General features: G+C 75.0%; 21 protein-coding genes. 11 read left to right on the top strand and 10 right to left on the bottom strand.

Features of this window, described 5'->3' with window-relative positions; all coding sequences use genetic code 11:
• Positions 1-793, bottom strand: a 793-nt coding sequence (locus ABZT03_RS24540; protein ID WP_356042627.1) for a methionine adenosyltransferase, incomplete at its 3' end; no start/stop codon positions are given.
• A gap of 346 nt (positions 794-1,139) precedes the next feature.
• The gene (locus tag ABZT03_RS24535) at positions 1,140-2,930 is read right to left on the bottom strand and encodes an MFS transporter (RefSeq protein WP_356042625.1); all 1,791 of its coding nucleotides are present in this window, start codon (positions 2,928-2,930) and stop codon (positions 1,140-1,142) included.
• A gap of 131 nt (positions 2,931-3,061) precedes the next feature.
• On the opposite strand from ABZT03_RS24535, the gene ABZT03_RS24530 reads away from it, so the two are divergent.
• Entirely contained in the window at positions 3,062-3,745 is a 684-nt protein-coding gene (locus ABZT03_RS24530) for an N-acyl homoserine lactonase family protein (RefSeq protein WP_356042623.1), read from the top strand.
• A gap of 15 nt (positions 3,746-3,760) precedes the next feature.
• Positions 3,761-4,153: an antibiotic biosynthesis monooxygenase family protein gene (locus ABZT03_RS24525; RefSeq protein WP_356042621.1), complete on the top strand. Its 393-nt coding sequence runs from the start codon at positions 3,761-3,763 to the stop codon at positions 4,151-4,153.
• A 135-nt stretch (positions 4,154-4,288) separates the two neighbouring features.
• Here the strand turns inward: ABZT03_RS24525 and ABZT03_RS24520 are convergent, their stop codons facing one another.
• From ABZT03_RS24520 to ABZT03_RS24500, 5 genes are all read right to left on the bottom strand, one after another.
• Positions 4,289-4,702 carry a cupin domain-containing protein gene (locus ABZT03_RS24520; RefSeq protein ID WP_356042619.1) on the bottom strand — a complete coding sequence of 138 codons (414 nt, stop codon included), beginning with the start codon at positions 4,700-4,702 and terminating at the stop codon, positions 4,289-4,291.
• A gap of 4 nt (positions 4,703-4,706) precedes the next feature.
• Positions 4,707-6,557, bottom strand: coding sequence for an AMP-binding protein (locus ABZT03_RS24515; RefSeq protein WP_356042617.1), 1,851 nt, complete (start codon positions 6,555-6,557; stop codon positions 4,707-4,709).
• Complete coding sequence (locus ABZT03_RS24510) at positions 6,557-9,901, bottom strand: FAD/NAD(P)-binding protein (RefSeq protein ID WP_356042616.1); 3,345 nt, start codon at positions 9,899-9,901, stop codon at positions 6,557-6,559. The genes ABZT03_RS24515 and ABZT03_RS24510 overlap by 1 nt, the downstream gene beginning before the upstream one ends.
• Positions 9,898-10,353, bottom strand: coding sequence for a cobalamin-dependent protein (locus ABZT03_RS24505; protein ID WP_356042614.1), 456 nt, complete (start codon positions 10,351-10,353; stop codon positions 9,898-9,900). Before ABZT03_RS24505 ends, ABZT03_RS24510 begins: the two co-directional genes overlap by 4 nt.
• A 275-nt stretch (positions 10,354-10,628) precedes the next feature.
• Positions 10,629-11,576, bottom strand: coding sequence for a hypothetical protein (locus ABZT03_RS24500; protein WP_356042612.1), 948 nt, complete (start codon positions 11,574-11,576; stop codon positions 10,629-10,631).
• A gap of 202 nt (positions 11,577-11,778) precedes the next feature.
• Between ABZT03_RS24500 and ABZT03_RS24495 the strand changes: the two genes are divergently transcribed.
• The 3 genes from ABZT03_RS24495 (at position 11,779) to ABZT03_RS24485 (ending at position 15,463) form a co-directional block, all read left to right on the top strand.
• Positions 11,779-12,534 carry an SDR family oxidoreductase gene (locus tag ABZT03_RS24495; RefSeq protein ID WP_356042611.1) on the top strand — a complete coding sequence of 252 codons (756 nt, stop codon included), beginning with the start codon at positions 11,779-11,781 and terminating at the stop codon, positions 12,532-12,534.
• Between the two features lie 178 nt (positions 12,535-12,712).
• Positions 12,713-14,152 carry a multicopper oxidase domain-containing protein gene (locus tag ABZT03_RS24490; RefSeq protein WP_356042609.1) on the top strand — a complete coding sequence of 480 codons (1,440 nt, stop codon included), beginning with the start codon at positions 12,713-12,715 and terminating at the stop codon, positions 14,150-14,152.
• A gap of 54 nt (positions 14,153-14,206) precedes the next feature.
• Positions 14,207-15,463 (top strand): cytochrome P450, encoded by a 1,257-nt coding sequence (locus ABZT03_RS24485; protein ID WP_356042607.1) that lies wholly within the window; start codon positions 14,207-14,209, stop codon positions 15,461-15,463.
• Here the strand turns inward: ABZT03_RS24485 and ABZT03_RS24480 are convergent.
• Positions 15,438-15,980, bottom strand: coding sequence for a MarR family transcriptional regulator (locus ABZT03_RS24480; protein WP_356042605.1), 543 nt, complete (start codon positions 15,978-15,980; stop codon positions 15,438-15,440). The genes ABZT03_RS24485 and ABZT03_RS24480 overlap by 26 nt on opposite strands.
• A 96-nt stretch (positions 15,981-16,076) precedes the next feature.
• On the opposite strand from ABZT03_RS24480, the gene ABZT03_RS24475 reads away from it, so the two are divergent.
• The 4 genes from ABZT03_RS24475 to ABZT03_RS24460 all read left to right on the top strand — a co-directional run bounded on the left by ABZT03_RS24475 (position 16,077) and on the right by ABZT03_RS24460 (position 20,787).
• Positions 16,077-16,565, top strand: coding sequence for a hypothetical protein (locus ABZT03_RS24475; RefSeq protein ID WP_356042603.1), 489 nt, complete (start codon positions 16,077-16,079; stop codon positions 16,563-16,565).
• 267 nt (positions 16,566-16,832) lie between these two features.
• Complete coding sequence (locus tag ABZT03_RS24470) at positions 16,833-18,176, top strand: hypothetical protein (RefSeq protein ID WP_356042601.1); 1,344 nt, start codon at positions 16,833-16,835, stop codon at positions 18,174-18,176.
• Between the two features lie 41 nt (positions 18,177-18,217).
• On the top strand, positions 18,218-19,015 hold the full coding sequence (locus tag ABZT03_RS24465; RefSeq protein ID WP_356042599.1) for a hypothetical protein: 798 nt from the start codon (positions 18,218-18,220) through the stop codon (positions 19,013-19,015).
• Positions 19,015-20,787, top strand: a complete 1,773-nt coding sequence (locus tag ABZT03_RS24460) for a hypothetical protein (protein WP_356042598.1) — start codon at positions 19,015-19,017, stop codon at positions 20,785-20,787. Before ABZT03_RS24465 ends, ABZT03_RS24460 begins: the two co-directional genes overlap by 1 nt.
• 754 nt (positions 20,788-21,541) lie before the next feature.
• Here the strand turns inward: ABZT03_RS24460 and ABZT03_RS24455 are convergent.
• Both ABZT03_RS24455 and ABZT03_RS24450 read right to left on the bottom strand, forming a co-directional pair.
• Positions 21,542-23,131: an FAD-dependent oxidoreductase gene (locus ABZT03_RS24455; protein WP_356042596.1), complete on the bottom strand. Its 1,590-nt coding sequence runs from the start codon at positions 23,129-23,131 to the stop codon at positions 21,542-21,544.
• Complete coding sequence (locus ABZT03_RS24450) at positions 23,128-24,096, bottom strand: methyltransferase (protein ID WP_356042594.1); 969 nt, start codon at positions 24,094-24,096, stop codon at positions 23,128-23,130. The genes ABZT03_RS24455 and ABZT03_RS24450 overlap by 4 nt, the downstream gene beginning before the upstream one ends.
• Before the next feature lie 353 nt (positions 24,097-24,449).
• Between ABZT03_RS24450 and ABZT03_RS24445 the strand changes: the two genes are divergently transcribed.
• Positions 24,450-24,950, top strand: a complete 501-nt coding sequence (locus ABZT03_RS24445) for an SgcJ/EcaC family oxidoreductase (protein WP_356042592.1) — start codon at positions 24,450-24,452, stop codon at positions 24,948-24,950.
• A gap of 220 nt (positions 24,951-25,170) precedes the next feature.
• Positions 25,171-25,665 carry a MarR family transcriptional regulator gene (locus ABZT03_RS24440; RefSeq protein ID WP_356042590.1) on the top strand — a complete coding sequence of 165 codons (495 nt, stop codon included), beginning with the start codon at positions 25,171-25,173 and terminating at the stop codon, positions 25,663-25,665.
• Positions 25,666-25,667 lie beyond the last annotated feature (2 nt).

Below are 25,667 nucleotides of genomic sequence, written 5' to 3'. Positions count from 1 at the left end.
TCAGGCCCGCGTCACCCATCGGGCCGCCGATCTCGAACCGGCCGGTCGGGTTGACCAGCAGCCGGTAGCCCTCGGTGTCCAGCTTGATGCCCTCGGCGGCCAGCCGCGCCAGCTCGTGGTCCACGACCTGCTCACGGACGTCCGGGACGAGCAGTGACTCCAGGTCGATACCGCTCGCGTGCTGCGAGGAGACCACCACCGTGTCCAGCCTCACCGGCTTGTCGCCGTCGTACTCGATGGTGACCTGTGTCTTGCCGTCGGGACGGAGGTAGGGGATCGTGCCGTTCCTGCGGACCTCGGACAGACGGTGTGCGAGGCGGTGCGCGAGGAAGATCGGCAGCGGCATCAGCGTCGGCGTCTCGTCCGTCGCGTAGCCGAACATCAGGCCCTGGTCACCGGCACCCTGCCGGTCCAGCTCGTCCGGGTCCGCGCCCCCGGCGGCACCCTCGACCCTGCTCTCGTACGCCGTGTCGACGCCCTGCGCGATGTCCGGGGACTGCGCGCCGATGGACACCGACACACCGCAGGAGGCGCCGTCGAAGCCCTTGGCCGACGAGTCGTAGCCGATGTCGAGGACGGCCTCGCGGACCAGGGTGGGGATGTCCGCGTAGGCGGACGTGGTGACCTCGCCGGCCACATGGACCTGACCGGTCGTGATCAGCGTCTCGACCGCGACGCGCGCCGTGGGGTCGTTGCTCAGGATCGCGTCGAGGATCGTGTCGCTGATCCGGTCCGCGATCTTGTCGGGGTGGCCCTCGGTGACGGACTCCGAGGTGAACAAGTGCAGGGACACGGACCCTCCAGGGGAAAGACAGCCGGACCTCGGTTGTCCGGCCAGCGTGGGACCCCCTTCTGCAAAGCGACTCGAAAGGCTCTACAGCCCCTGCGGCACGACACGACGGCACGACACGTCGGCACGATGGGGGGCACGACACGAAGAGGCCGCCGCACGCGTGGCGTACGACGGCCTCGACCGGGTGGCTCCGGGGGCTGATCGGGAGCGGTTCGACAGCGCGCCCGAAGGGACGCGGGTCGCGGCGCGACCGGCCACGACGCTCCCGCGGACGGCGTACCGGGCCCCCCGTGGACTGCGGGCCGGCCCGGACCGGACTGGACGGGACGGACGCGGCCGCGGACCGCTATCCGCGGTCCTCCCGCGGCCCCGCCGACACTTCCGGCCCCCTCTGCGAGGGCACGGCGTCGCCGCCGTCGCCCTCGGACGCACCGTCCGTACCCGCCGCCCACTCCGGCGGCCGCGGCCGCTTCGGCAGCATGAACGTCAGCACGAACCCGAGGCCGATGATCCCCACCTCGTACCACAGGACGTCACCCGTGGCCTTCGCGTACCCCTCCTTGCGGGCCTTGCCGGAGGCGTCGGCGAGCACTCTGCCGACCTGCTTCTCCTGGCCGGCGGGCACCGCCCCCGCGGGGATGATCCGCCGGCAGGCGGCCGGCGGATCACCGGCGTCCTCGTTCTTGCCGCTCTCCTTCGCGCAGACACGGAAGTTCGCCACGATCGTGTCCCGCGCGGGCGCCGCGACCCCCGCCGCGGCCAGACCGTGGCGCAGGTCCGGCACCGCCGTGTCCGCGCCGGACACGGCCTGGCCGGCCAGCAGGTTGAAGAACAGCACCCCGATGACGGCGACGCCCGCCGCGGCACCGAGCTGGTCGGCGGTGCTGAGGACACCGGAGCCGGAGCCGGCGTGCTCCACCGGGACACCGCCGAGCACGATGTCCACCACCGGCGAGATGACGAACCCGAGGCCGAGGCCGAGCACGCCCAGCGCGGGCGCCAGGTCCCAGCCGCCGATGCCGGAGCCGAAGTGGTCGATGGTGAAGATGAGGGCGACCATGCCGACCCCCATGATCACCATGCCGATGCTCAGCACCTTGCGCCCCATCTTGAGGGCCAGGACCGCCGAGAACGACGAGGTGATCATCGCGCCGAAGGAGAACGGCACGGTCGCCAGGCCGGCCGCCAGCGGCGAGAAGCCGAGACCCACCTGGAGATAGAGGGTGAAGGGGAAGAACAGGCCCGCGATGATCGCGAAGAAGCTCAGCATCACCAACAGGCCGGCCACGAAGGACCGTTCCTTGAAAAGGCTCGGCTCCACGAGGGCGGAGCCGTCCCGGGCCGCCTTGCGCCGCTCGTACAGGCCGAACACGACGAACAGCGGCACCGAGCAGGCCATCGCGGCGAACGACCAGGTGGGCCAGCCGGCCTCCGCGCCCTGCACCAGCGGGTAGAGCAGGGACAGCAGGGCGAGCGTCACCAGGGCGACACCCACCAGGTCCAGACGCTTGACGTTCGGCGACCGCGACTCGCGGACGAAGGCGCCCACCCCGAGCAGGGCGAGCAGGCCCACGGGCACGTTGACCAGGAAGATCGGACGCCACGACCAGCCGAAGAGGTCGGCGTCGACGAGCACCCCGCCGAGCACCGGACCGAGCATCGCGGCGACACCGGACAGGGCGCCGAACATGCCGAAGACCGCGGCGCGTTCCTTGGGCGGGAAGGCCACCTGGAAGATCGACAGGCCCTGCGTCATCACCATGGCACCGCCCAGGCCCTGCAGCACCCGGGAGGCGATCAGCATCTCCGTGCTCTGCGCCACCCCGCACAGCAGCGACGCGGCGACGAACACGACGATGCCCACGCAGATCAACCGCTTGCGGCCCAGCATGTCGCCGATACGGCCGACGGTGATCAGGCTCAGCGCGAAGGTCAGCGTGTAGGCGGCCGCGACCCACTGGAGCGCCGCCTTGTCGGCGCCCAGGTCGGTCTGCAGCACCGGAAGCGCCACGTTGACGATCGTCGTGTCGATGAGGTCGAGGGCGATGGCGACGAGAATCACTGCGGCGGCGCGCCACCGCTGCGGGTCCGGCACCCCCTCCCCTTCCAGGTACGTCTCCTCAGTTGCGTGCGTCACGGTGCTCTCTCCTCTGTCCGACGGCGCGCTTGCGCCGAGTGTGATCGGTTCCGCTTGAGCGCCGCTCGAGCGCGCCCGCCGACCATTCCGGCGGCAGCGGCACCCGTCGCGCCGGAAGGGAACGCGCAGACATGAGGCTGTACTTGCTGAGGCTGGGCACCGTCCCGGGGCTCGGGGCGCCGGTGCCCGGCTATCTGATCCGCACCGACGACGGGCACACCGTGCTGATCGACACCGGGGCCGCGCCCGACGGGCCCCTCCAGGTGGAGGAGGGCCAGGACGTGGTGTCGGCGCTGGCCCGCGTCGGCGTGCGCCCCGAGGACGTCGACCTCGTCGTGTGCTCCCACCTCGACCCCGACCACGTCGGCGGACACGCGGCCTTCCCCGGCGCCGAGTTCGTCATCCAGCGCGCCCACCTCGACCTGGCCCGCTCGGGCACCGTGCCGAGGCTCGCCGCGTCCCGGCCGCTGTGGGACGTGCCCGGGCTGCGGTACCGCACCGTCGACGGGGACACCGAACTCCTGCCGGGCATCGAGCTGGTGGCCTCCGGCGGGCATGTGCCGGGCCACCAGTCGGTCCTGGTCCGGCTGGAGCGGACCGGCGCTGTGCTGCTCGCCGTGGACGCCATCCCGATGAGCGCGGCCCTCGACCCCGAGGACCGCCCCGTCCTGCCCTTCGACCTGGATGAGAAGGAACTGCGCGCGTCGACCCGCAAGTTGGTGGACCTGGCGCGCGCGGAGAACGCCCTGATCGTGCACGGCCACGACGCCCAGCAGTGGCGGACGCTGCGTGTGGCGCCCGCGTACTACGACTGACGAGAGGCACCGTCGATGACGAGCAACGAGAGCGCTGGAAGCCCCGCCTGCACCGGGAGCCCGGCAGGCACCGGGAGCCCCGGGAGCCCCGAGCCCACCGAGCGCGTCCGCGTGGTCGTGTACCTGCGGGCCCCCGAGGACGGCACGGAACCGCTGGAGCGGGCGTACCGGGAGATCAGCTGGGTGCGGCCCGACACCGTTCCCGGACTGCTGCGCAGCGAGCTGCTGCGGGACGTGGACCGGCCCGGCGAGTTCGCGCTGCACGGCGAGTGGGAGAGCCTGGAGGCTTACCGCGCCTGGCAGTTCGGGCCCGACCACAAGGACAGCCCCTCGGCGCTGAGGTCCTTCCAGGACCGCTCCCGAGGCCGGCACTACGCCGTCTACGGCATCACGTCCGAGGAGGAGTGAGGGCGCCGGCGCCCGGCCCCTGACGCGCCCGGTCGCCGGACGCGGGACCGCCACCCCCGTCCGGGACTCCGGGCGGGGGTGGCGGTCGGTGTCCGGCGACCGGTGTCCCGGACGATGCGGTGGTCGGCGTCCGGGTCAGTCCTGCGTGACCGTCACCGCCTCCGCCGGTTCCACCGGTGCCTCCCACACCACCAGCATCAGCGCGCCCCGCTCGGTGCGTGGGGCGTGGACGCTGCCGGGGGCCATCACCAGCAGGGAGTTCTTCGGGTGCCGTCCGTCCTCGGTGATCAGTTCGCCGTCGAGGACGAGGATGATCTCGTAGCCGGTGTGGCGGTGCGGGTCGGCACTCGCGCCCGGGTGGTACCGCACCAGCGAGGCCGCGGGCCCGGACGGGCCGGTCTGCTCGGCGCCGTAGAGCGGGAACACCTCGACACCGACGCGGCCGTCCGCCGTCAGCGGGGTGAACCGCAGACGGCGGGTGAGCTCCTCGGGCCGGTCGAGCCCCTCGACGAGCAGCGGGGCCGCCACGGGGACCTGTCGTGCTGACATGCCGTCAACTCCTTCTCGCAGCAGGGAGATCAGGGGACACGGGAACGGGGGAGGGCCCGGTGGTGGTGCACGCGGGGCCGAACGGGGTGCCGTACTGCGGCAGTTGTTCGCGCACCACACGCCGCTGGATCTTGCCGGAGGTGGTGCGGGGCAGCCGTTCGGCGAAGCACAGCCGCTCGGGGCGCCCCACCGGTGACAGGGCGCGTCCGGCGTGCGCGAGCAGCAGACCGGCCAGCGCCGCGTCCGGCGTCCGGCCGGGTGCCGGGACGACGACGGCGAGCGGCAGCAGGCCGGCCCGGTCGTCCGGCACCGGCACCACCGCCACCTCGGCGACCGCGGGGTGGGCGCGCAGCGCGGCCTCCGCCTCGTACGGCGAGATCCGGTGGCCGTGGGACTTGAACACGTCGTCGCGCCGGCCCAGGACCCGTATCCAGCCGTCCGCGTCGCGTTCGCCGAGGTCGCCGGTGGCGTACCAGCCGCGGCCCAGGGCCTGTTCGGTGCGTTCGGGGTCGTCCGGGTAGCCGGCCATCACACCGACCGGCCGGCCGGCGTCGCCGCCCGCGTCCGCCCCGGCGGGACCGCCCGCGCCGAGCTCGACGCAGATCTCGCCGGAAAGCGACCCGTCCGGTCCGCCCGGCAGGTCCTGGCGGGCCCCCGTCTCCGGGTCGCGCAGGGTGACGCGGTAGCCGGGCAGTGGCCGGCCGAGCAGTCCCGGACGGGGTTCGGTGCCCGGCGTGGTGCCTATCAGGGCGGTCGTCTCGGTCTGCCCGTACCCGTCGCGCACCGCGACCCCCCAGGCGTCCCGGACCGCGTCGGCCAGGTCCGGCGGCAGCGGCTCACCGGCACTCGTGGCCTCCCTCAACCGGGGCGCGGCGGAGCCGAGATGGGGGCGCAGGGCCTGCCACACGCTCGGCGGCGCGCAGAAGGCGGTGGCCCGCAGCCGGTGCAGCAGGCCGGGCAGCCCGGCGGCGTCCACGGCGCCCTCGGGCAGCGCCACGATCGTGGCCTCGGCGTTCCACGGCACGAACAGGCTGCTCCAGGAGTGCTTGGCCCAGCCCGGCGAGGAGACGTTGACCTGCCGGTCGCCGGGCAGCAGGCCGTTCCAGTAGAGGCTGGAGAGGTGGCCGGCCGGATAGCTGAGGTGGGTGTGCGCGACCAGCTTGGGCGCCGAGGTCGTACCGGAGGTGAAGTAGCAGAACGCCACGTCGCCGGCCGGGGTGGGGCGCTCGGGCACGAACCTGCCGGCGGCCCGCTCGCTGCCGCGGTAGTCCGTCCAGCCCGCCGGGACCCGGCCGTCCGGGCCGGGGACCGCGATCCGCGCCCCGGGGACGGTCAGACCCTCGAAGGCCGGGGCCGCGGCGCTCCGGCACACCAGGTGCGCGAGCCGCCCGCGGTGGACCCGGTCGGCGGCCTGCGCGGCCGTCAGGTCCGGATGGCTGGGCACCACCACGGCCCCGAGCTTCAGCGCGGCGAGCAGCACCTCCCACAGCTCGGGCTGGGTGCCGAGGACCACCATCAGCCGGTCCCCGCGCGCCACCCCCAGACCGGCCAGCCAGTTCGCCACCGCGTCGGAGCGGCGGGAGAGGGCGGCGTACGAGTACGAGCGCACCCCGCCGTTCCGGTCGGCGAGTTCCAGCGCGGGCGTGTCGTTGCCGTCCGCGATCACGTCGAACCACTCCAGCGCCCAGTTGAAGTGCTCAGGCCGGGGCCAGCGGAACAGGGCCGCCGCGGTGTCCGGATCGGTGCGGTGGCGCAGCAGCAGGTCGCGGGCCGCGCGGAACTCGTGGTGCGCGGGCGTCCACCGGGCGGCCCGGTGGGCGTCCGGTGCCGGTGCCGCCTGGGTGCGCGAGGGCATCAGCGCTCTCCTTCGTCGTCGGACGAGCCGAGTTCGGCCCGCCACCGGGCGCTCAGCACCACACCGCTCAGGGCGGCGCCGCTCAGCGTCCGGCCGTCCGCCCCGGTGCGCGCCCCCGCCAGGGCGTCCTCGGCGATCGCGTCGGCGTCGGCCGTGAACTCGCCCCACACCCCCGGGCGTCCGCTGCCGACCTGGGTGAACCACCGGGTGAACTCGCTGGGGATGCCCAGCACGTACATCCCGTTCTCGGGACGCCCGTCGGCCCGTACCGGATGGAACGGCGACCCGGTGACCCTCACGCCCCCGGTGGCGAACTCGGTGCCGTCCGCGCCCCGGTTGACGTACGGGGTGAGCAGGCCCTGGTCGCGAAGCCGGGCCGTCAGGTCGCCGTGTGCCCGCCGCAGGTCCGGCTCGGGAATCCGGGCGTCGATCAGCACGTCCAGCGCGGTGCGGCTGCCGGCGACCTGCGGCGACTCCACGAAGAACCGTCCGGTGCCCGGGTCGGCGCCGTACCGGGCGTCCGGGCCCGCGATCCGCAGCAGCCCGGCGTCCAGCAGGGCGAGGAGCTGACGCAGCCGCACCATGGGCGGCCCGGTGGTGAGCCGGGACACCATGGGCACGAAGTCCCGCAGGAAGTCCTCGCGGTGCGAGTCGGGGGCGAGACCCGAGAAGTCCACGGCGCAGCGCAGCACCCCCCGCACGTCCCGGATGGTGTCCAGGCAGGCCTTCACGGGCCCCTCGGCGTTGCCCTCCTCGGCCAGCTCCAGGTCCCGGCGCAGCAGCGCGGCCAGCTCCTCCTGGAAGGCCGCGCCGCCGGGGAAGCGGCGCCCGCGGAACGGCCAGGCCCACTCCTCCAGGTCCAGGGGGCGCAACCCGCGCAGGCCGCAGCGGGCCGCGGCCCGGAACACCGCCTGCCGCGGATCGGCGTCGCCGGCCCGCACCGCCTCCTCGGCCCGCACCGCCTCCTCGGCCTCGTGCCGGAACCGCTCGGCGATGTCGGGCCCGTAGTCGCGGTGCAGCGCCGTCGCACAGCGCACCAGTTCCACCTCGGCCAGCAGCCAGGGCTCGACGTCCGCCCGGAAGTCCAGCGGCCCGCGCCGGCGCAGCGCGCGGACCCGTTCCCGGGTGAACAGCCGCGGCCGGTAGGTGTGCTGGGGCCCCTTCTGGTTGCGGCCGCGGGCCAGCAGCGGCACCCCGCTGCGCGACCCGGCGACCAGCAGCGGTTCCCGGCCGCTCGGTTCGTACCGGAGGTCGTTCCCGGCCGGCACGAACCGGCCGCCGCGCCCGGTGGTGAGGGCGGCGACGACGTCGTAGAAGGACAGGCCGAGGCCGATCACGCCGACGGTGCTGCCGGGTGCCACCTCCGCCAGCGGCATGTCGATCGCCGAGTCGCCGCGCACGTACCGCAGGTGCGGTCGCTCCTCGGCGAAGTCGGCCAGCGCCCGCTGGTCGGGCCGCAGTCCGGGCAGCGGGTGGCCGGTGGTCAGCACCACCCGGTCCGCGTGCACCCGGCGTCCGTCGCCGAGGGTCAGCAGGTACCGTCCGTCGGACTCCCGGGCCAGCGTCCGGACGTACTGGCCGGAGAGCCGGCGCAGCCGCAGCGTCCCGGCCGGCAGGGTCCGCTCGACGCGGTCCAGGGCGTAGGCGAGGTACTGCCCGTACAGGGCGCGCGGGGCGCAGGCGTCCGGGGCCGCCCGCTCCGGGTCGACGCCCCGCCACCACTCGTACAGCGAGGGGCCCGCCCCGGCGCGGGCGGGACCGCCGTCCGGGGGCCCGGAGAAGATGGTGACCTCGCCGGAGACGGTGTTCATCATCGACCAGTGCGGCTGGCCGGTGCGCCAGATACGGCCCGGCCCCACCTCGGTGGCGTCGATCGCGCAGATCTCCACCGGGCGGGCGGCCGGCTCCTCGGCCAGCCGGGCCGCCAGCCGCTCCAGCACCGAGGTGCCGCGCGGACCGGTGCCGACCACCGCGATCCGGTACGGCTCCGGCGGTGACTCGTCGGGCGGCTGCTGCCCGGGCAGAGCCTCCCAGCCGGAGTCCGGGGCGCCCTCCAGGGCCAGCAGGTCGTGCCGGTCCGCGGTGTAGCGCAGCATCTGCAGCAGCCGGCCCGCGGTGACGGCGCCCGGCGCGGAGCGCGCCGCCCCGGTGCGGCGGGGCAGCGGCAGCCGCCCGGTCCGGGTCCAGCGCAGCCGCCCCTCCCCGTCGACGGCGGCCTGGGTCAGCCCCCGGTTGTCCTCGTGCAGACAGAACGGCACGTCCAGGATTCCGGCCGCGAAGGCGCGGGTCAGCGCGGTGCCCACGTCGTCGTGCAGCTCCAGCGTCGCCTCCACCAGCGCCCGCGCCTCGGCGAGCACCTCACCGGGGTCGACCTGGTGGGCCCGCGGGACACGGCTGTCACCGCGGGTGCGGAGCGCGGTGCGGGCCGCCGACCGCAGCGCGGCGACGTTCTCGGCGACGGTCGGCAGCCGCACCGCCTCGACCGGTGTCTTCACGATGAGCCGCTGGGCGCCGCCGCGCACCGCGAGTTCCGCGCTGCGGTCCATCAGCAGCTGCGCGCCCTGCGGGCTGCCGGGGAAGACACCCATGTACGTGTAGAGCACCAGGTGGCGGTCGACGTGGCCGGGCAGCCACTCGTCGGCGAGCAGCCGCAGCGCGGCCAGCGCCTCGACGTCCTGGCGGGCGTCGGTCTGCTGCGCGTAGCTCAGGGACACGCTGGTCGTGCCCTGCTGCACGAAGAACAGCGCCTCCAGCACGCTCGTCGCCACCAGCAGCGAGGGCGGGCACAGCTGGCCGAGCAGGCAGCCGCCGAACGTCTCCAGATGCGCCCGCAGTCCGCGGGCCCGGCTCAGCTCCGCGAACTCCGCCGTCGCCGCACGCCAGTTGGCGACCGACTCGGCCAGCGGGGTGCGGCCGTAGGGCAGGCAGTACGACACCGGGCCGCCCTCGCTCGCGGAGAGACCGGCGGCGGCCATCGCGCGGAAGATGTCCCCGGGCAGCGCCGAGCCGTGCCGCACCTGCACCGCGCGGTCGGCGGCCGCCGCGGCGACCCGGGCGGTGACCTGCGGTCCGTGCGCCACCAGCGGGAAGCCGTTGAGCGCGTCGCCCGCGGCCAGCGCGGCCCGCGCGTGGTCGTGGTCGCCGACCCGCGTGTAGCTGTCGAGGGTGAGGGTGCCGACCGTCGGGTAGGGCAGCGAGCACACCGCGCGCAGCCCCGCCGCCATCGCGTCCGGGGTGGCCATCCCCATCCGGGGCTGCACCACGAGCAGGCCCATGGCGGCGGCCCGGCGCACCTGGGCGCCCAGATCGGCGGACGGGAGGTCGCTCGACGACTGCCCGGTCATACCGCCCTGCCCTCCGGAGCCCGCTGCGGCAGCGCCCCGAGGATCCGGCCGATCAGCGCGGTGTCCGCGGTGTCCGTGAACACCGCGTCGAAGCCGGCGTCGACCAGTGCCCGCGCGGTCGTGGTGCCGTCGTCGCCGGTGATCCCCAGCTTGCCGCCGATGACCGCGGGCGTGTCCCGGGCCACCGGGTCGGCGCGCAGCTTGCGGATCATCCGGGCCCCGTCGAGCTGCCCGTGGCCGTTGACGGTGCTGACGACCAGCAGGTCGGGCCGGATCCGGCGCACGGAGTCGAGGAGCAGCCGGTCGGGTACGCACGGCCCGAGACTGACGACCTCGTGGCCCATCTCCTCCAGCAGCAGCCGGAGGAAGACCAGGTTCCAGGTGTGGGCGTCCGAGGAGACCGTGGACAGCAGGACGCGCCGCCGCCCGTCTCGATGGGCCACCGTCCTCATAGGTGTTCATCTCTCTCTCGTAGGGCTGGCGTAGGACTGGCGTGGGACTGGCGTGCCACCGGCGCCGGGCCGGTGCGGGACGGGCTGCGGACCGGCGCGGGCCGGTACGGGCCCGGGCGCCTGACCACCCGTCGGACGGGCGCTGGACGGCCGCTGGGCGGGCCCTGGAGGGGCGCTGGATCGGCGCGACACCCTCGCGGCACCGGCGCGGACCCGGCGCCCGGCCGTCCGTCGGGCCGTTCCCGGACGGGGGCGGACCGGCCGCCGGCGGGCGGTCAGCGCAGGGTGACCAGCTGCCACATGCCTTCGAAGGCCCGCTTGACGAGCGTCTGGCGGTTGCTGATGAAGGAGGTGAGCAGATAGCGGCCCGGCTGGAGGGAGTGCGCGAACACCGCGGACGAACCGGGCTGCAGCGGGGTCAGACCGGTGGGCACGCCGGTGAACGGGTAGACAGGGGGGTTCTCGCCCCTGCCCAGCGCCTCCATGCACGCGGTGACGTCCGCGTCGGTGGCCCCCGCCACGGTCCGCAGGAACATCACCTCGTTGAGCTGCGCCGTGTGGTTCACCACCTGGAACACCCCGGCGGCGGGCAGCGTGCCCGCGGTGAGGTAGCGGCCCCGGTCGCCGTCGTCGTACGGCGTGATGACGTGCGGCGCGACCCGGGGGCGGCCCTGCGGACTGGTGCCGGTCACCCGCAGCGTGCGCACCCGCTCCGGGTGCGCGGGGTCGACGGTGGTGTAGTCGAGCAGGTGGTAGGTGCCGGGGGCGAGGATCCAGGTCACCTCCACCGCCCCGCCGGCCGCGGTCACGGCCGGTCCGCCGAAGTAGCGCGCCTCGCTGTCGATGAGTTCCAGGCCGGCCCGCCGCTCGGCCGGGTCCTTGGCGGTGGCGGCCTGCCGGTAGTGGGTCAGGAAGCCGTCCAGGGACACTCCGGGCAGCAGCCTGATCAGCCCGAGGGGGTGCTGCTGCGCGGGGTCCGGCGTGGTCGCGCGCAGGGTGACCACACCCGCGGGGACCGTGTCGGCGCTCAGGGTCAGGCCGTCGGGCGCGGCCACCGCGCCGACGACCGTCCCGGCCCGTGGTCCGTGGTGCCTGGCGGACTCCTGGGCCACCGCCGTGCCGGGCAGCAGCGCGGTCGCGCCGCCCGCCAGCCCGAACAGCACGCCGCGCCGCCGCGGACCGCGCCCGACGCCCGAGGGTCCCGCTGGGTTCGCGTCTCTCACCGGTTCCTCCTTAGTTCCGAGGCCCGGATGCTCCGCAGACCGGCTCAAGGGTGGCTTCAGGCCGTATCGAGAGAGCCCGTCCGCCCGTGGCCGGGACGGGTGGCGGCACCCTCCCGCGCCCGGCGGCCATAGGCGTATTCGAGCGCGGCACGCCACCCTGCCCCGGTCGTCCCGCCCACCGGCACCACCTGGAGGAGCCCCCATGGACACTGCTGTCGCCGTCGTCACCGGAGCAGGCAGCGGCATCGGCGCCGCGACCGCGCGCCGGCTGGCCGCGACCGGCCACCGGGTCGTGCTTACCGGCCGTCGCAAGGACCGCCTCGAAACGGTCGCCGCGCGGATCACGGCGGCCGGCGGCCAGTGCTCCGCGCACCCCCTGGACGTCACCGACCAGCAGGCCGTACGGGACTTCGCGGACGGTCTGGAACGGGTCGACGTGCTGGTGAACAACGCGGGCGGCGCGCTCGGCACCGAGTACGTCGCCGTCGCCGACCCGGCCGACTGGTCCGCCATGTTCGAGGTCAACGTCCTCGGCACCCTGCACGTCACCCAGGCACTGCTGCCCCTGCTGGTGGCGGACGGCGGCGGCACGGTCGTGGTGCTGTCCTCGACCGCCGGACACGTCGCCTACGAGGGCGGCGGCGGATACGCGGCGGCCAAGCACGGGGCGCACGCCCTCGCGGCCACGCTGCGGCTGGAACTGTGCGGCGAGCCCGTGCGCGTGGTCGAGATCGCACCCGGTCTGGTGCGCACCGAGGAGTTCGCCCTCAACCGGTTCCGGGGCGACGCCGACGCCGCGGCCCGCGTCTACCGGGGCGTCGAACAGCCCCTCACCGCCGAGGACGTCGCCGACGCCGTGACCTGGGCCGTGACCCGGCCGGCGCATGTCGACGTCGACCTCATGGTCGTCCGCCCGCGTGCCCAGGCGGCCCAGCACAAGGTCCACCGCACGGGCTGAGCGACTCCCGCGCCCACCGGACCCGGTGTACCGCCGCTCAAGCGGGCGCCTAGCCCCCTGCGGCTGAATATGCGCGGGCACCGGCCCCACCGGACACCGCCCCGCCCGACACGACCCACCGAACGCGGACACGGCCCCACCCGACGCGGACCCGGCCCAGCGAACAAGGAGAGAGCGCGTGCTGACTCGCAGGCAACTCATCAGGGCGAGCGCTGCCACCGGTGTGCTGGCCGCCGCCTCCGGCGCGGGCGCGACGGCGCTCGCCTCCGGATCCGGCGGCGGGAGGGCCGACGAGCTCTTCGCCCTGCCGCTGCGGCGGGCCCGGGTACTGCGCCCGCTCGGCCAGGGACGCGGCCGGCACGGCGCGGGCTACGACGTCTACCGGCTGACCGCCCGCGAGGCGGACGTGTCCGTCCTGCCCGGCACCACGACCCGGATGCGCCTGTTCAACGGCGAGGTCGCCCCGGTCATCCGGGCCACCCGGGGCCGGCCGGTGATCATCGAGCAGACCAACGCCCTCGGCGTCCCGTTCTCCATGCACCTGCACGGCGGCCACGTCCCGGCCCGGCACGACGGGCACCCCGACAACGAGGTGCTGCCCGGCGGCAGCCGCGTCTTCAACTACCCCAACGAGCAGCGCGCCTCGTCCATGTGGCTGCACGACCACTCCCACCACGCGCACGCCGAGAACGTCTACCTGGGCACCGTGGCCGGCTATCTGCTGACCGACGCGTTCGAGGAGAAGCTGCCCCTGCCCAAGGGCCGCTACGACGTGCCGCTGTACCTGCGGGACGCCAAGTTCGCCGAGGACGGCTCACTCGTGTACGCCATGGACGGCTTCATGGACCGGCCCACCGTGCTGGTCAACGGCCGCCCCCGCCCGTACTTCGAGGTCGCCGCCCGCAAGTACCGCATCCGCCTCACCAACACCTCCAACGAGCGGGCCTTCCTGCTCCGGCTGGGCCAGGGCGACGAGATGACCCACATCGCCACCGACGGGGGCCTGCTGCCCGCGCCGGTGCCCGCCCGGGTCCTGGAGATCTGGCCGGCCGAACGGCAGGAGGTCGTCATCGACTTCTCCCGCTACCCGGTCGGCTCCCAGGTCGTCCTCAGCAACGCCATCGCCTTCCCAGGCGAACTCCCGGAGGTCATGCGCTTCGACGTGGTGCGCACCGCGCACGACCCCTCCCACGTGCCGGACGAGTTGCGCCCGGTGCCCGACCTGGGCACCCCCACCGTGGAGCGGACCCTCGTCATGTCCTTCGACGCGACCACCGGGCAGCACCTGATCAACGGCCGGCCGTTCGACCCCGAACGCGTCGACCTGCGGCCCCGGCTCGGCACCACGGAGGTGTGGACCGTCCACAACACCGACACGCGGTTCGGCATCCCGCACTCCCTGCACACCCACCTGGAGCACTTCCAGGTGCTGGACCGGGACGGCACGCCCCCCGCGCCGGGCGAGGCGGGACTGAAGGACACCGTCACCGTCATGCCGGGCAAGAGCGTGCGCTTCAAGCTCAGGTTCACCGACTACACCGGCAGGTTCATGTACCACTGCCACCTGCTGGGCCACATGACCATGGGAATGATGGGCCAGATGGAAGTCGTCGGCTGACCCCGGGCTCCGCACGGCCCGCCGCGCCCGCAACGAGACTTCTGGAGGACCGTCTTGTCCGACGACATCTCCGACGACATGCCGGACGCCCCGTCCGGCGACCACCCGGAAGCCGTGTCCGACGACCTCCCGGACGACACCCTGCGCTTCCCCTTCGAACACCCCCGGCTGTTCGACCCGCCCCCCGAGTGGCGGCGGCTGCGCGGAGGCTGCCCGGTGGCCCGCGCCGAGCTGCCCACCGGCGACCGCGCCTGGCTGGTGACCCGGTACGAGGACGTGCGCGCGGTGCTCAACGACCCCCGGCTCAGCCGCGCGGCCGCCACCCGGCCGGAGGCGCCCCGGCTGGGCCCGGCCCGGCCCGAACCGGACTCCATCATGGCGATGGACCCGCCCGACCACACCCGGCTGCGGCGGCTGCTCGCGCCGGCCTTCACCGGCCGGCAGGCCGAGCTGCTGCGGCCCCGGATCGCCCGCACCACCGAGCGGCTGCTCGACGGGATGGCGGAGATCGGGCCGCCCGTGGACCTGGTCGAGCACCTGGCCAGACCGCTGCCCATCATCACCATCTGCGAGCTGCTCGGCGTGCCGGACGGTGACCGGGAGTCGTTCAAGGAGTGGACGGACGCGGCCCTCACCCTCGCCCCGCACGCGGCGGGCACGGTCACCGGCGCCCGGCAGCGGCTGGCCGACTACCTGCGGCACCTGATCGCCGAGAAGCAGCAGACACCGGGCGACGACCTGCTCGGCACCCTCATCGCCGCCCGTGACGGGGACCGGCTGCGGCCCGCCGAACTGGTCACCGTAGCCGCCACGCTGATCACCGCCGGCTATCACACGGTCGCCAACTCCCTGGCCAACTCGGTCCTCGCGCTGCTGCGGCACCCCGGGCAGCTCGACCCGTTGCGAGGCGCGGAGTTCCCGGCCGCGGCCGTGGAGGAACTGCTGCGCTGGACGCCGGGGCCGGTCAGCGGCGGCACGATCCGGATCGCCACGGAGGAGGTGAAGATCGGCTCGACGGTGGTACGGCCGGGGGAGGCGGTCATCCCGTCCACGGCGTCGGCCAACCGGGACGCGGACATGTTCCCCGGCCCCGACGTCCTCGACCTCGGCCGCACCGAGAACCGGCACATCGCCTTCGGCCACGGCATCCACCGCTGCCTGGGGGCGCCGCTGGCCCGGGTGGAGCTCCAGGTGGCGTTCGGGGCGCTGCTGCGCCGGTTCCCCGGGCTGCGGCTCGCGGTCGACGAGCAGGAGCTGACCTGGGGTGCCGGAATGATCCGGGGACTCAGCTCGCTGCCGGTCGCGTGGTGAGCGACTGCCCGCCGGCGGCCGCCGCGCCGGGCAGCGGCCCGGCCGGCGTCCCCGGCAGCGTGCGGGTCAGGTCCCGCAGCAGCTCGTTGACGCGCAGCGAGAACCCCGCGATGACCTCCAGCTGGTCGTCGTCGTACGACTGGAGTACGGCGGTCATCGCGTCCGCGAGCGGGGCGAAGGCCGCGGCGAGTTCCTGCTCGCGGCGGCCGGTGGAGGCCACGATGACCCGGCGCCGGTCGTCGGGGTCGCGGACCCGCTCGATGAAGCCGGCCTTCTCCATCCGGTCGAGCACGGCCGTGGTCGCCGAGGTGCTCATGCCGGTGATCTCGGCGAGCCGGCCGGCGGTCAGACGGGGTTCGCTGCGGGCCAGGTCGACGCACTTCATGTCGGTCGGGTTCAGCCCGAAGCGGGCGGCGATCGCCTGGTGCAGCAGCTGTCCGCGGCCGCCGTTGTCCCGCACCGCGTCCTCGATCGTGGCGATCAGTTCCGGCCTGCGGTGACCGTGCGGGGTTGACATGACGCACCTCCGGGAGCAAAGTATTTCGATGTATCGAGATTTCCGAATCATCGAGAATTCCTGTCTGTAGGACGAGCTTAGCGGTGAGGGGTGGGCATGAACACAGCTGCGGGTGACCAGGCCAAGTGGCGCGTCGAGGGAGTCGTCGAGGCGCCCGTGGAGCAGGTGACCGAGGCCCTGCTGAACGTGCGCGAGGGCGCGGCCGGGGTGGACGGCAACGCCCTGGTGCTGGCCGGCGACCACGTCCGGGAGAGCGGTGCGGTGACTCTGGAGGGCGGCCCCGAGAAGTTCACCGGACGCTTCGGCACCTCCGGCGAGGACTACCTGGAGCTGACCGTCGACCGCGCGGCCGGCGCCGTCGGCGTGCAGACCTGGTTCGGCGGCACCTACACCGTCGAACCCGCGGACGGCGCGAGCCGGGTGGTGCTGCGGGTGCACAACCTGGTCCCGGGCGCCGGACGCCTGGGCCGCAAGGTCGCCGAGATCGGCATCGACGCCCGCCTCGAACGCCTCCTGCTGTCCGTCCTGACGGCCCTGTCCGCCCACCTCGGCGCCCCCGCGCCCACCGGGGTCACCGTCAAGTAGCCCCAGCCCGGCGCGGATCCGAGCCGCAGTCCTGCCTCCTCGCGGATCCGCGCCTCCCCGAACCACAGCCACCCGGTGCCTCATCCCCCGCGGCCCCGGGTGGCTGTGCTGTCACCGGCCGGGTGCGCGTGCCCCGGCCGTAGCACCCGACAGCGGTGTCCTTCACGCCAGTTGGCCGGTTCGAGGCCCATTGGAGCAGTGCGCGAGGCGCGGGTGTGACCCTCTCGGCGACCGTGCGCCACCCGGCGCCGGGCACGAGGAGGCAACATGAGAACGGACCGAACGGCCCGTGCGCGGGCCACCCGCGGGGCGCTGCTGGGCGGCGCGCTCGCCCTCGTGGCGGTGGGTGCCGCACCCGGCCCCGCCGGGGCGTCCACTGCCGGCGAGACCGTCCTGGTCAGCGTCGGCCTGGGCGGCGCACCGGCCAACGGCCCCAGCGAGCGGGCGTCCGTCAGCGCCGACGGCCGCCTGGTGGTGTTCACCTCGCACGCGAGCAACCTGGTCCGCGGCGACCACAACGACTGCAGCGACGTGTTCCTGCGCGACCTCCGGCGCGGCACGACCGTCCGCGTCGGCCGGGGCGTGGACGGGCGGGAACCCGACGGCTGCACCGGCATCGACCCGACCATCAGCGCCGACGGCCACTACGCGGTGTACTCCGCCGACTCCACCAACCTGGTCCGCGGGGTCCGAGACGGCCGTTCCCACATCTACCGCACCGACCTGCGCACCGGCGCCACCGTCCTGGTCTCGGCCGCCGCCGACGGCACCCCCGGCAACGGCGACAGCATGCGCCCCACCCTGTCGGCCGACGGACGGTACGTGGCCTTCGCGACCTCCGCCGACAACGTGATCCCGGGCGACACACCGGCGAGCACCTGGGACACGGTCGTACGCGACATGGTGACCGGCACGACCGTCCGCACCAGCGCCGCCGACGACGGCACCCCCGGCAACGCCGCCAGCGACGGCACCCAGCTCAGCGCCGACGGCCGGTACGCCACGTTCTTCTCCAACGCCACCAACCTCACCCCGGACGACACCAACAAGAAGGTCGACGAGTTCCTGCGCGACCTCGGCACCGGCCGCACCACCCGGCTCAGCGTCTCGGCCGCCGGGGTCCAGTCCGACCAGATCACCATCGGCGGCACCATCAGCGACGACAACCGCTACGTCGTCCTGAACTCGCACGCCACCAACCTCACCGCCGACAGCCCCGCCACCGGCCAGAACCACATCTACCTTCAGGACCTCCAGGAGGGCACCCTGCGCCTCGTCGACAAGGGCGACGACGGCGTGCCCGCGCCGGGCGGCACGTTCTGGGCCAGCATCTCCGGCGACGGCCGGCACATCCCGATGGCGTCCGCGGGACCTCGTCTGGTGCCCGACGACACCAACAACGTGCGCGACATCTTCGTCGCGGACCTGCCCGGCGGCGAGCTGCGGCGGGTGAGCGTCGGCGCGGGCGGCATCCAGGCCGACGCCGCGAGCTACTTCCCCGACGCCGACCAGCACGCCGACACCGTGGTGTTCGCCTCGTACGCCACCAACCTCGTGACCGGCGACACCAACGGACAGCCGGACATCTTCGCGCACCGCGAGAAGCCGTGAACCGCCCGTCCGGACAGCAATCGCAGAGAGGGAAGCAGACCATGGGGATCACAGTCGGCCGCTACCGGCGCACGACGGCGCTCGCCGTGACCACGGCGCTGACCCTGGGCGGACTCGCCCTCGGCGTCACCGGGGGCGCCACCGGATCGACGGCGGCCGACCGGACGGTGCCCGGCACCGTCGTCGTCCAGGAGAACGCGCACGGGCGGGTGCTCACCGCCGACCCGTCGGTGCGCGACAAGCGCGGACTCGTCGCGGCCGTCCACGAGGAGCGCCTGGCCCGGCAGCAGCCGGCCGGTGCGCCCGCCCCGGCGACCACGGCCACCGGCGGCGACGGCGGGCACGGCGACCAGTCCGGGTTCCCGGTCCGCGACCAGTGGCTGAACTCCGCCGGGCACCGCAGGGTCGCGGTGCCCGGCGGACAGGGCGCGCTCGCCGCGGCCGGCGCCAGCTACGTCAAGGTGCCGTACATGGAGTACTACGCGCTGTTCACCGACACCTCCTCCGACGTGTCCTGGCTCGGCGACCGGCCCTTCACCGCCGACAGCATCGAGCACACGGACACCTGGGACGTCGGCTCCGTGGGCGCGCCCTTCTGGGTCGTCGGCGCGCCCCAGGGAGCCGCGGTCAAGAGCACCGGCAGCACCGCGGAGGCGTCCTGGACCACCACCGTCCAGGACAACTGGTACAGCGAACACGCCTACGACCAGGTGGCGTTCTACCCGCCCAGCCAGGACGACTACTCCAACGTGTTCCGCATCAGCCACTCGGTCACCGGCACCTTCCAGTTCGGCTCGTCCTTCTACACCGTGACCAGCCGCGACCGGGCCTACAGCTGATGACCCGGCCCGCCCCGCGGCGCCCGGGCCGCGCGCGCAGGGCAGGACCGCTGGCGGCCCTCACGGCGCTGCTGGCCGTGGCGGCCGGCGGATGCGGCCCGGCCGGCGCCGGCCGGGCGCCCGCACCGGGCGGCACGTCCGGTCCGGACGCCGCGCCCGCGCCCGTCCGGGTCGACGCGCGCGCCCTGCTGCGGGACTCGTGGGTCACCGACGGGCGGCGCGGCTGGTTCATCGACGGTGCCGGCGCCGGCCCGGCCGCCGTGCCCGCCCCGGCGCAGTCGCCGTTCTCCCTCTACGAGACCGACTGGCGGCTGCGGATCGCCGCCCTCCCCGACGCCCGCACCGGCACGCGGATCGACCCCGGCCGGCTGGGGGTGTGGGCCGCGGCCGCGGAGACCGGCCGGCTGGCCTCCTCCGGGCTGCCCGCCCTCGCCCAGGTCGACCTGGCGGTGGACGCCCTCCGCACGGCCGGCGGCACGGTCGACCGCGCGGGCGTCGCCCGCACGCTGGAGTCGCTGCGCGCCGGCGGCGCCTACCGCACCGGGCCGTCCGCGCGTCCCGGCCCGGGCGGCACGGCGGTGGCCGTCCGCGTCCTGACCCGCCTCGGCCTGCCCGTCCCCGCACCGGTGAGGGCCGCCAACTCCCTTGCGTTGAACGGCCTTTCGGCCTGGGACGCGGTCACCGCGCCCGGCGAGGTGGTGCCGGTGCTGGAGACCGCGGCCGCCCTGGGCGTGACCGGCGCCGACCGGGACCGCGCGGCCGCACTCGCCGTGGCCGCGGAACGCGCCCTGAGCCGCCTCGGTATCGACCCGGTGCGGCTCGCGTCGGAGGCGGCGCTGCGCACCGCGGCGAGCCGCCTCCGGGCACGGCTGCCGCGCTTCGCGCCCTCGGCGTGCGACGGACGCACGCTGCCCGACGGAGGCATCGGACTGCCCGGCGCCGGACACGGCGACCCGCAGGCCACGTACTGGGCGCTGCGCCTCGGCTGCTCCGCCGTCCGCGCACCGGCGGCCGGGGCCCACTCCCGGGCCGGCTGGCCGGCGGCGGGCGCCCGGGAGTCGGCGCTGAGCGCCTCGGCGGCGGCCATGGCGGTGGCCCGCTCCACCGGGCTGACGGCCGAGTTCGCCGGGCCGCTGGCCCGCCAGGTGCGCGAGGTGTGGCTGCCACGGGCGGACGGTCCCGCGCCGTACGACACCGCGGACCTGGTGGACCGGGTGAACCTGCGGCTGATCGCCGGCGCGCTGGGCGGGCCGGTGGCGCGCGAGGTCGGCCGCGGACTGCCGGCCCCGACGCCCCGCGCGGTGCGGCCCGGGGACGACGCGGGGCTCCTGCTGAGCACCCTGGACGCCCGCGGTTCGACGGCCGCGGAAGGCGCCCTGTGCGGCGCGCGCTCACCGCTGCGTACGGCGGCCCGCCGCACCGGCGGCTCGATCCTCCGGGCGACCTGGCTCGCCGCCGCGGCCGACCTGTGCCACGACCCGGACCTGCGCGCCCGCGCCGTGGCCCTGGCCCGCGCCCGGCGGGTCACCGGCGGGGTCTACCGGGCCGGCCCCGACCCGTCCTTCGAGGCGTCGGTCCTCGGCACGTGGATCGAGCGCCCCGCCACGGACGCGCTCACCGCCTGGACCCGCGCGGGCCTGTGCCGGGGCGACCGCTGCGCGGAGACGGCCCGCTCGCTGCCGGCCGCGGACCGGACCCCGCTGCGCACCCTCGCCGTCCTGCTCACCGCCCGCACCGGCCACTACGAGGACCTGTTCCCGGTGTCCTTCTGACCGGGCGGACACCGGGCGAGCGGGGGGCGGCGCCGTGCAGGCGAGCAGGGGAGGCCGGAACCGGGCCGGTGCCGGTGGCCGTGCACGCGAGCGGCAGAGGCCGGAACCGGCGGCCGTGCACGCGAGCGGGGGAGAGGCCGGGGCCGGGCGGACACCGGGTGAGGCGAGCGGGGGAGAGGCTGGAACCGGCGGTCGTGCACGCGAGCGGGGAGAGGCTGGGGCCGGGCGGACACCGGGTGAGGCGAGCGGGGGAGGCCTGAACCGGGCCGGTGGCCGTGTACGCGAGCGGGGAGAGGCCGGTGGCGGGTGGACACCGGGTGAGGCGAGTGGGGGAGAGGCCGGGGCCGGCGGTCGTGCACGCGAGCGGGGGAGAGGCCGGTGGCGGGTGGACACCGGGTGAGGCGAGCGGGGGAGAGGCCGGGGCCGGCGGTCGTGCACGCGAGCGGGGGAGAGGCCGGTGGCGGGTGGACACCGGGTGAGGCGAGCGGGGAAGAGGCCGGGGCCTGCGGCTGAGCACGCGAGCGGGCGAGGCCGGAACCGGCGGTCGTACGCGAGTGGCGAGCTGGGCAGAGGGCGAGGCCGGAACCGGCGGCCGTACACGCGAGCGGCGAGCGGGGCAGAGGGGGGCCGGAACCGGCGGCTACGCACACGAGCGGGAGAGCCGACGGAGAGGCCGGCACCCGCGGCCGTACACACGAGCGGGGCCCGTCCACTTCGGTGGGCGGGCCCCTTCGGGGGCCGGGCTGGGCAGCGGTCAGGCCAGGACCGCCGCCACGTGCCGGTCGAGGGCCGCGCCGTCGCGGATCCCGCCGCGGAAGGAGACATAGCCGTCGGGGCGGACTAGGAGCAGGGCGCCGTCCGCCGCGCCGAGACGTGTGCGCAGGCCGCCCGACGGGTCGGTGAGGGTGCCGTCCGGACCCCGCCCGGCGGTGACCACGCGCACCGGTACCCCGGCCCGGCCGGCCCCCGCGGCGGCCTCCTTGGCGGCGACCTCGGCGGCGGCCGGGTCGGCCGGGTCCTCGGGGAACGCCAGCAGCGTCCAGTCGCCCCGGCCCAGCAGCCGGAACAGCCGGTCCGCGCCCCCCTCGCCCTCGACGTCCGGAACCCGCGCACCGGGACCGGGACCCCCGCCGGCGGGGGCGCTCCCGGCGCTGAGCGGACTGTCCGGGTAGCCCAGCGGCAGCCCGGTGTGGCCCGCCCCCGCGTCCCCGCCGCCGGCCCCGGTGAGCCGGGAGCGCAGCAGCTCGAAGGGCGGCACCGGGCCGACCCCGCCCCAGTACGTGCGCTCGTTGCGCTCGGCCAGCGCCAGGGCGATCGGCCTGCGCTCCGCCTCGTAGCTGTCCAGCAGCCGCGCCGACGCCCGGCCCCGGACCACCGCCGCCAGCTTCCAGCCCAGGTTGAACGCGTCCTGCACGCCGGTGTTCATGCCCTGCGCGGTCACCGGCATCACGGTGTGCGCGCTGTCACCGGCCAGCAGACACCGTCCGGCCCGGTAGCGTCCGGCCACCGCGTTGTACAGCCGTACCCGCCAGTTGAACCGGCCGTCGTGGAAGCGCAGGTCGGACACGCCGCTGACGCGCCGGACCGCGTCGAGCACCTCGTCGGCGTCCGGGTCGCCCGACCGGCTGGGGTCGGGGTCGGCGACACCGGCGTAGAAGCGGTGGCGTCCGTCGGGCAGCGGGGCGGTGCCGAGCGAACCCGCCTCGCTGAGGAACAGATGGCAGTGCGCGGGGTCGCCGGGCAGCGAGCCCGTCCAGCGGGCGTCGATCTGCAGCAGCTGGGTGCCCGGGCAGGGCCGCTTCTCCCAGCTCGCCCCGATCGCGTCCCGGACCGTGCTGTGCGGGCCCTGCGCGCCCACCACCCAGCCGGCCCGCACGATGTGCGCGCCGCCGTCGGCCCCGGTCAGCCGGACCGTGACCCGGGCCGGCCCCTGCTCCAGGGAGACCGCGGTCAGGCCGCGCTCGACCCGCACGCCGAGTCCGGCCAGGTGCCGGGTGAGCATCTCCTCCGTCTGCGACTGCCCGATCAGCAGCGGCCGCGGGTAGCGCGTCCCCGGCTGCCCGGCGGGCCTCACCAGCGGCGGCAGCCCGGCGAAGTGGTGGGTGCGGTGGGTGTAGTCGACGCCGGAGTCCAGGTAGGCGTCCACCGGCAGGCCCATCAGGTCGAAGACCTCCAGGGTGCGCTGCCACACCGTGCAGGCCCGCGTCCCTCGGCGCGGTTCGGTGCGCCGGTCCACGATCCGCACGCGCACCCCGCGCCGGGCCAGCTCGATCGCCGTGCACAGGCCGACCGGCCCGGCACCGACCACCAGGACCTCGGGGTCGGTCTCCGCGGCCGTGCTCACGCGCGCTCCCACAGCAGCAGCGAGTGGTGGGACGCGAGCCGGGTGACGCCCGCCGGCCGCAGCCCGGCCTCGGCGGCGAGCGCGGTGAACTCCTCGACCGTGCGCTCGCGTCCCTTGTTGAACACCAGCATCCGCAGGTCGTACTCGGTGTTGAGCTGCTTGCCCTCGTCCTCGGCGATGACCCGCTCGACGACCATGACCCGGCCGCCCTCGGGCAGTGCCTCGGCGCACCGGGCGAGGATCGCCACGGACTCCTTGTCGTCCCAGTCGTGCAGGATCTGGCTCAGCACGTAGACGTCGGCGCCCGCGGGCAGCGGGTCGAAGAACGACTGCCCGACGACCTCGGTGCGCTCGGCGAGCCCGGCGGCCGCGAACCGTCCGGCGCCGCCCTCGACGGTGCCCGGCAGGTCCACGAGCGTGCCGCGGGAGTCCGGCGCGGTCCGCAGGATCGCCTCCAGGAGGGCGCCCGTGCCGCCGCCGACGTCCGCGATCCGGCGGGCCTCGTGCCAGGGGTGGGCGCCGGCCACCTCGGGGGCGAGCCGGCCCTGCACGGCGGCCATCTGGGCGTTGAAGGAGTCGGTCAGTTCCGGCCGGCGCTCCAGGTCGTCCCAGAAGGGCAGGCCGAAGACCGCGTCGTAGCCGGGCTCGCCGGTGCGCACGGCGTGCAGCAGCCCGCCGCAGGCGGCCAGGTCGATACGGCCGCTGGCGCCCTCTAGGTCCAGCCAGTGCCGCATCCGTGAGGGGTGCGTGTCGAGCAGCAGGCGCGAGGTGGCGGTCAGGCCGTACACGCCCGGCTCGTCCTCGGCGAAGACGTCCCGGCAGGCGAGGAAGCGCAGGAGCCGGCCCAGCGCGCCCGCCTCGGTCGACGTCCTCTCCGCCAGCTCGTCGCGGGTGCGCGCGCCCGCCTCGATGTGGTCGGCGATGCGCAGCGTGGCCGCCACGCGCACCGCGATGGGGGTGAACACGTCGACGAAGGCCGGACGCCCGCCCGGCCCCGGTCGCGTGGGCTGCTGCGTGTGCTCCGTGTGCGTGTCGATGGCAATGCACCTCTTCCGGAAGTCCCGTGTGCGGACCCGTGTGCTCCGCGGGCGGTGCGCCGATGGTCCTGACGACGCCTCGACGGGCGCTCAAGCGCGGCTGGGCGCCGCGCCTGAGGGCCGGGCGCCGGGGCCGCTGGGAGGGGCCGGGGGCACCCGCTTGACATCCGCCGACCTATCTCTCTAAATTAGAGATGCACGGAAAGAGAGAAGAACGAAATTAGAGCGTTCAATCGTGGCGCCGCCGCACGCGGCCCACCGCCGACCGAGGGAGAACCGACATGAACACCACCCACGACACGCACGCGACCCCCGTCGCCGGACTCGACGCCCGCGCCGTCCTGACCGGCCTCGCCGACCGCTGGGACGCCGCCGACGGACCCGGCTACGGCGCCCTGTTCACCCCGGACGCCAGCTACGTGCAGTTCAACGGCGTCCTGCTCGACGGCCGCCAGGAGATCGCGGACATGCACGGCCTGATGTTCCGCACGATGCTCTACGGCACCCGGCTGGTGACCCACGAGATCGAGAGCGTCCGCCCGGCCGGCGAGGACCGCGCGATCGTGGTCTCCACCGGCGCCGCCCTCTACCCCTGGCAGAAGGAGGTCACGCCCAAGCGGTTGTCGAGGCAGACCCTGATCCTGGAGCGCGTGGACGGCCGCTGGCTGGTCGCCGGCTTCCAGAACAGCCGGATCAAGCCGTTCCCCACCAGCGGACCCCTCTTCGAGGTGGCGAGCAGGGCCGTCCGCCTGCGTGTCGACCGCGCCCGGCGCGCCGCCTGACCCGTGTCCGCCGCGGGCGCGGACGACGGCGGACACGACCCGGCGAGGCGTGACCGCCGCCCGACGGCGGAGGCGGCCGCGTGACGTGAGCGCCGGACGGCGGACGCGTGACCGCGGCGCCCGACCGCGGAACCGTGACGGCAGCGCCCGACGGCACAAGCGACACGGCGCACGCGCCAGTACGCTGGCCGGAACCGAACGGCAGGAAGGCGACGCGACGATGCGACCGCACGGCGAAGAGGACCGCGAGGACCGCTCCCTGGGCACCCTCATGTCGCTGGCCACGGCCCTGCGGGTGCAGGCGGCCAGGACGGTTCTGTTCCAGTCCGCGGTGGCCCAGTCGGTCGGGCTCAACGCCACCGACTTCAACTGCCTCAGCCTGCTGGACCTGGAAGGCCCGATGACGCCCGGTCAGCTCGCCGAGCGTGCCGGACTGAGCCGCGGCGGAGCCATCACCACGGTGATAGACCGCCTCCAGAAGGCCGGCTTCGTCCGCCGCAGGCCGGACGCCGGGGACCGCAGACGCGTCATCGTCGAAACCGTCCCCGAGGCCTTCGCCGAACGGGTCGACACCGTCTTCACCGACTACCGCGCGGCACTCGGCAAACTACTGTCCGAACTGACCCCCGACCAGCAGGAACTGCTGCTCGACCTGACCCACCGGGGCAACGAGATCTTCCACGCCGAGACCCTGCGGCTCCAGGGACGGGCCTGACG

Origin of the sequence: Streptomyces sp. NPDC005574 (assembly GCF_040605435.1) — a bacterium.
Lineage (GTDB): Bacteria > Actinomycetota > Actinomycetes > Streptomycetales > Streptomycetaceae > Streptomyces.
Note: the sequence above shows the minus strand (reverse complement) of the source record. Positions and strands in the feature narration are given on the sequence as shown.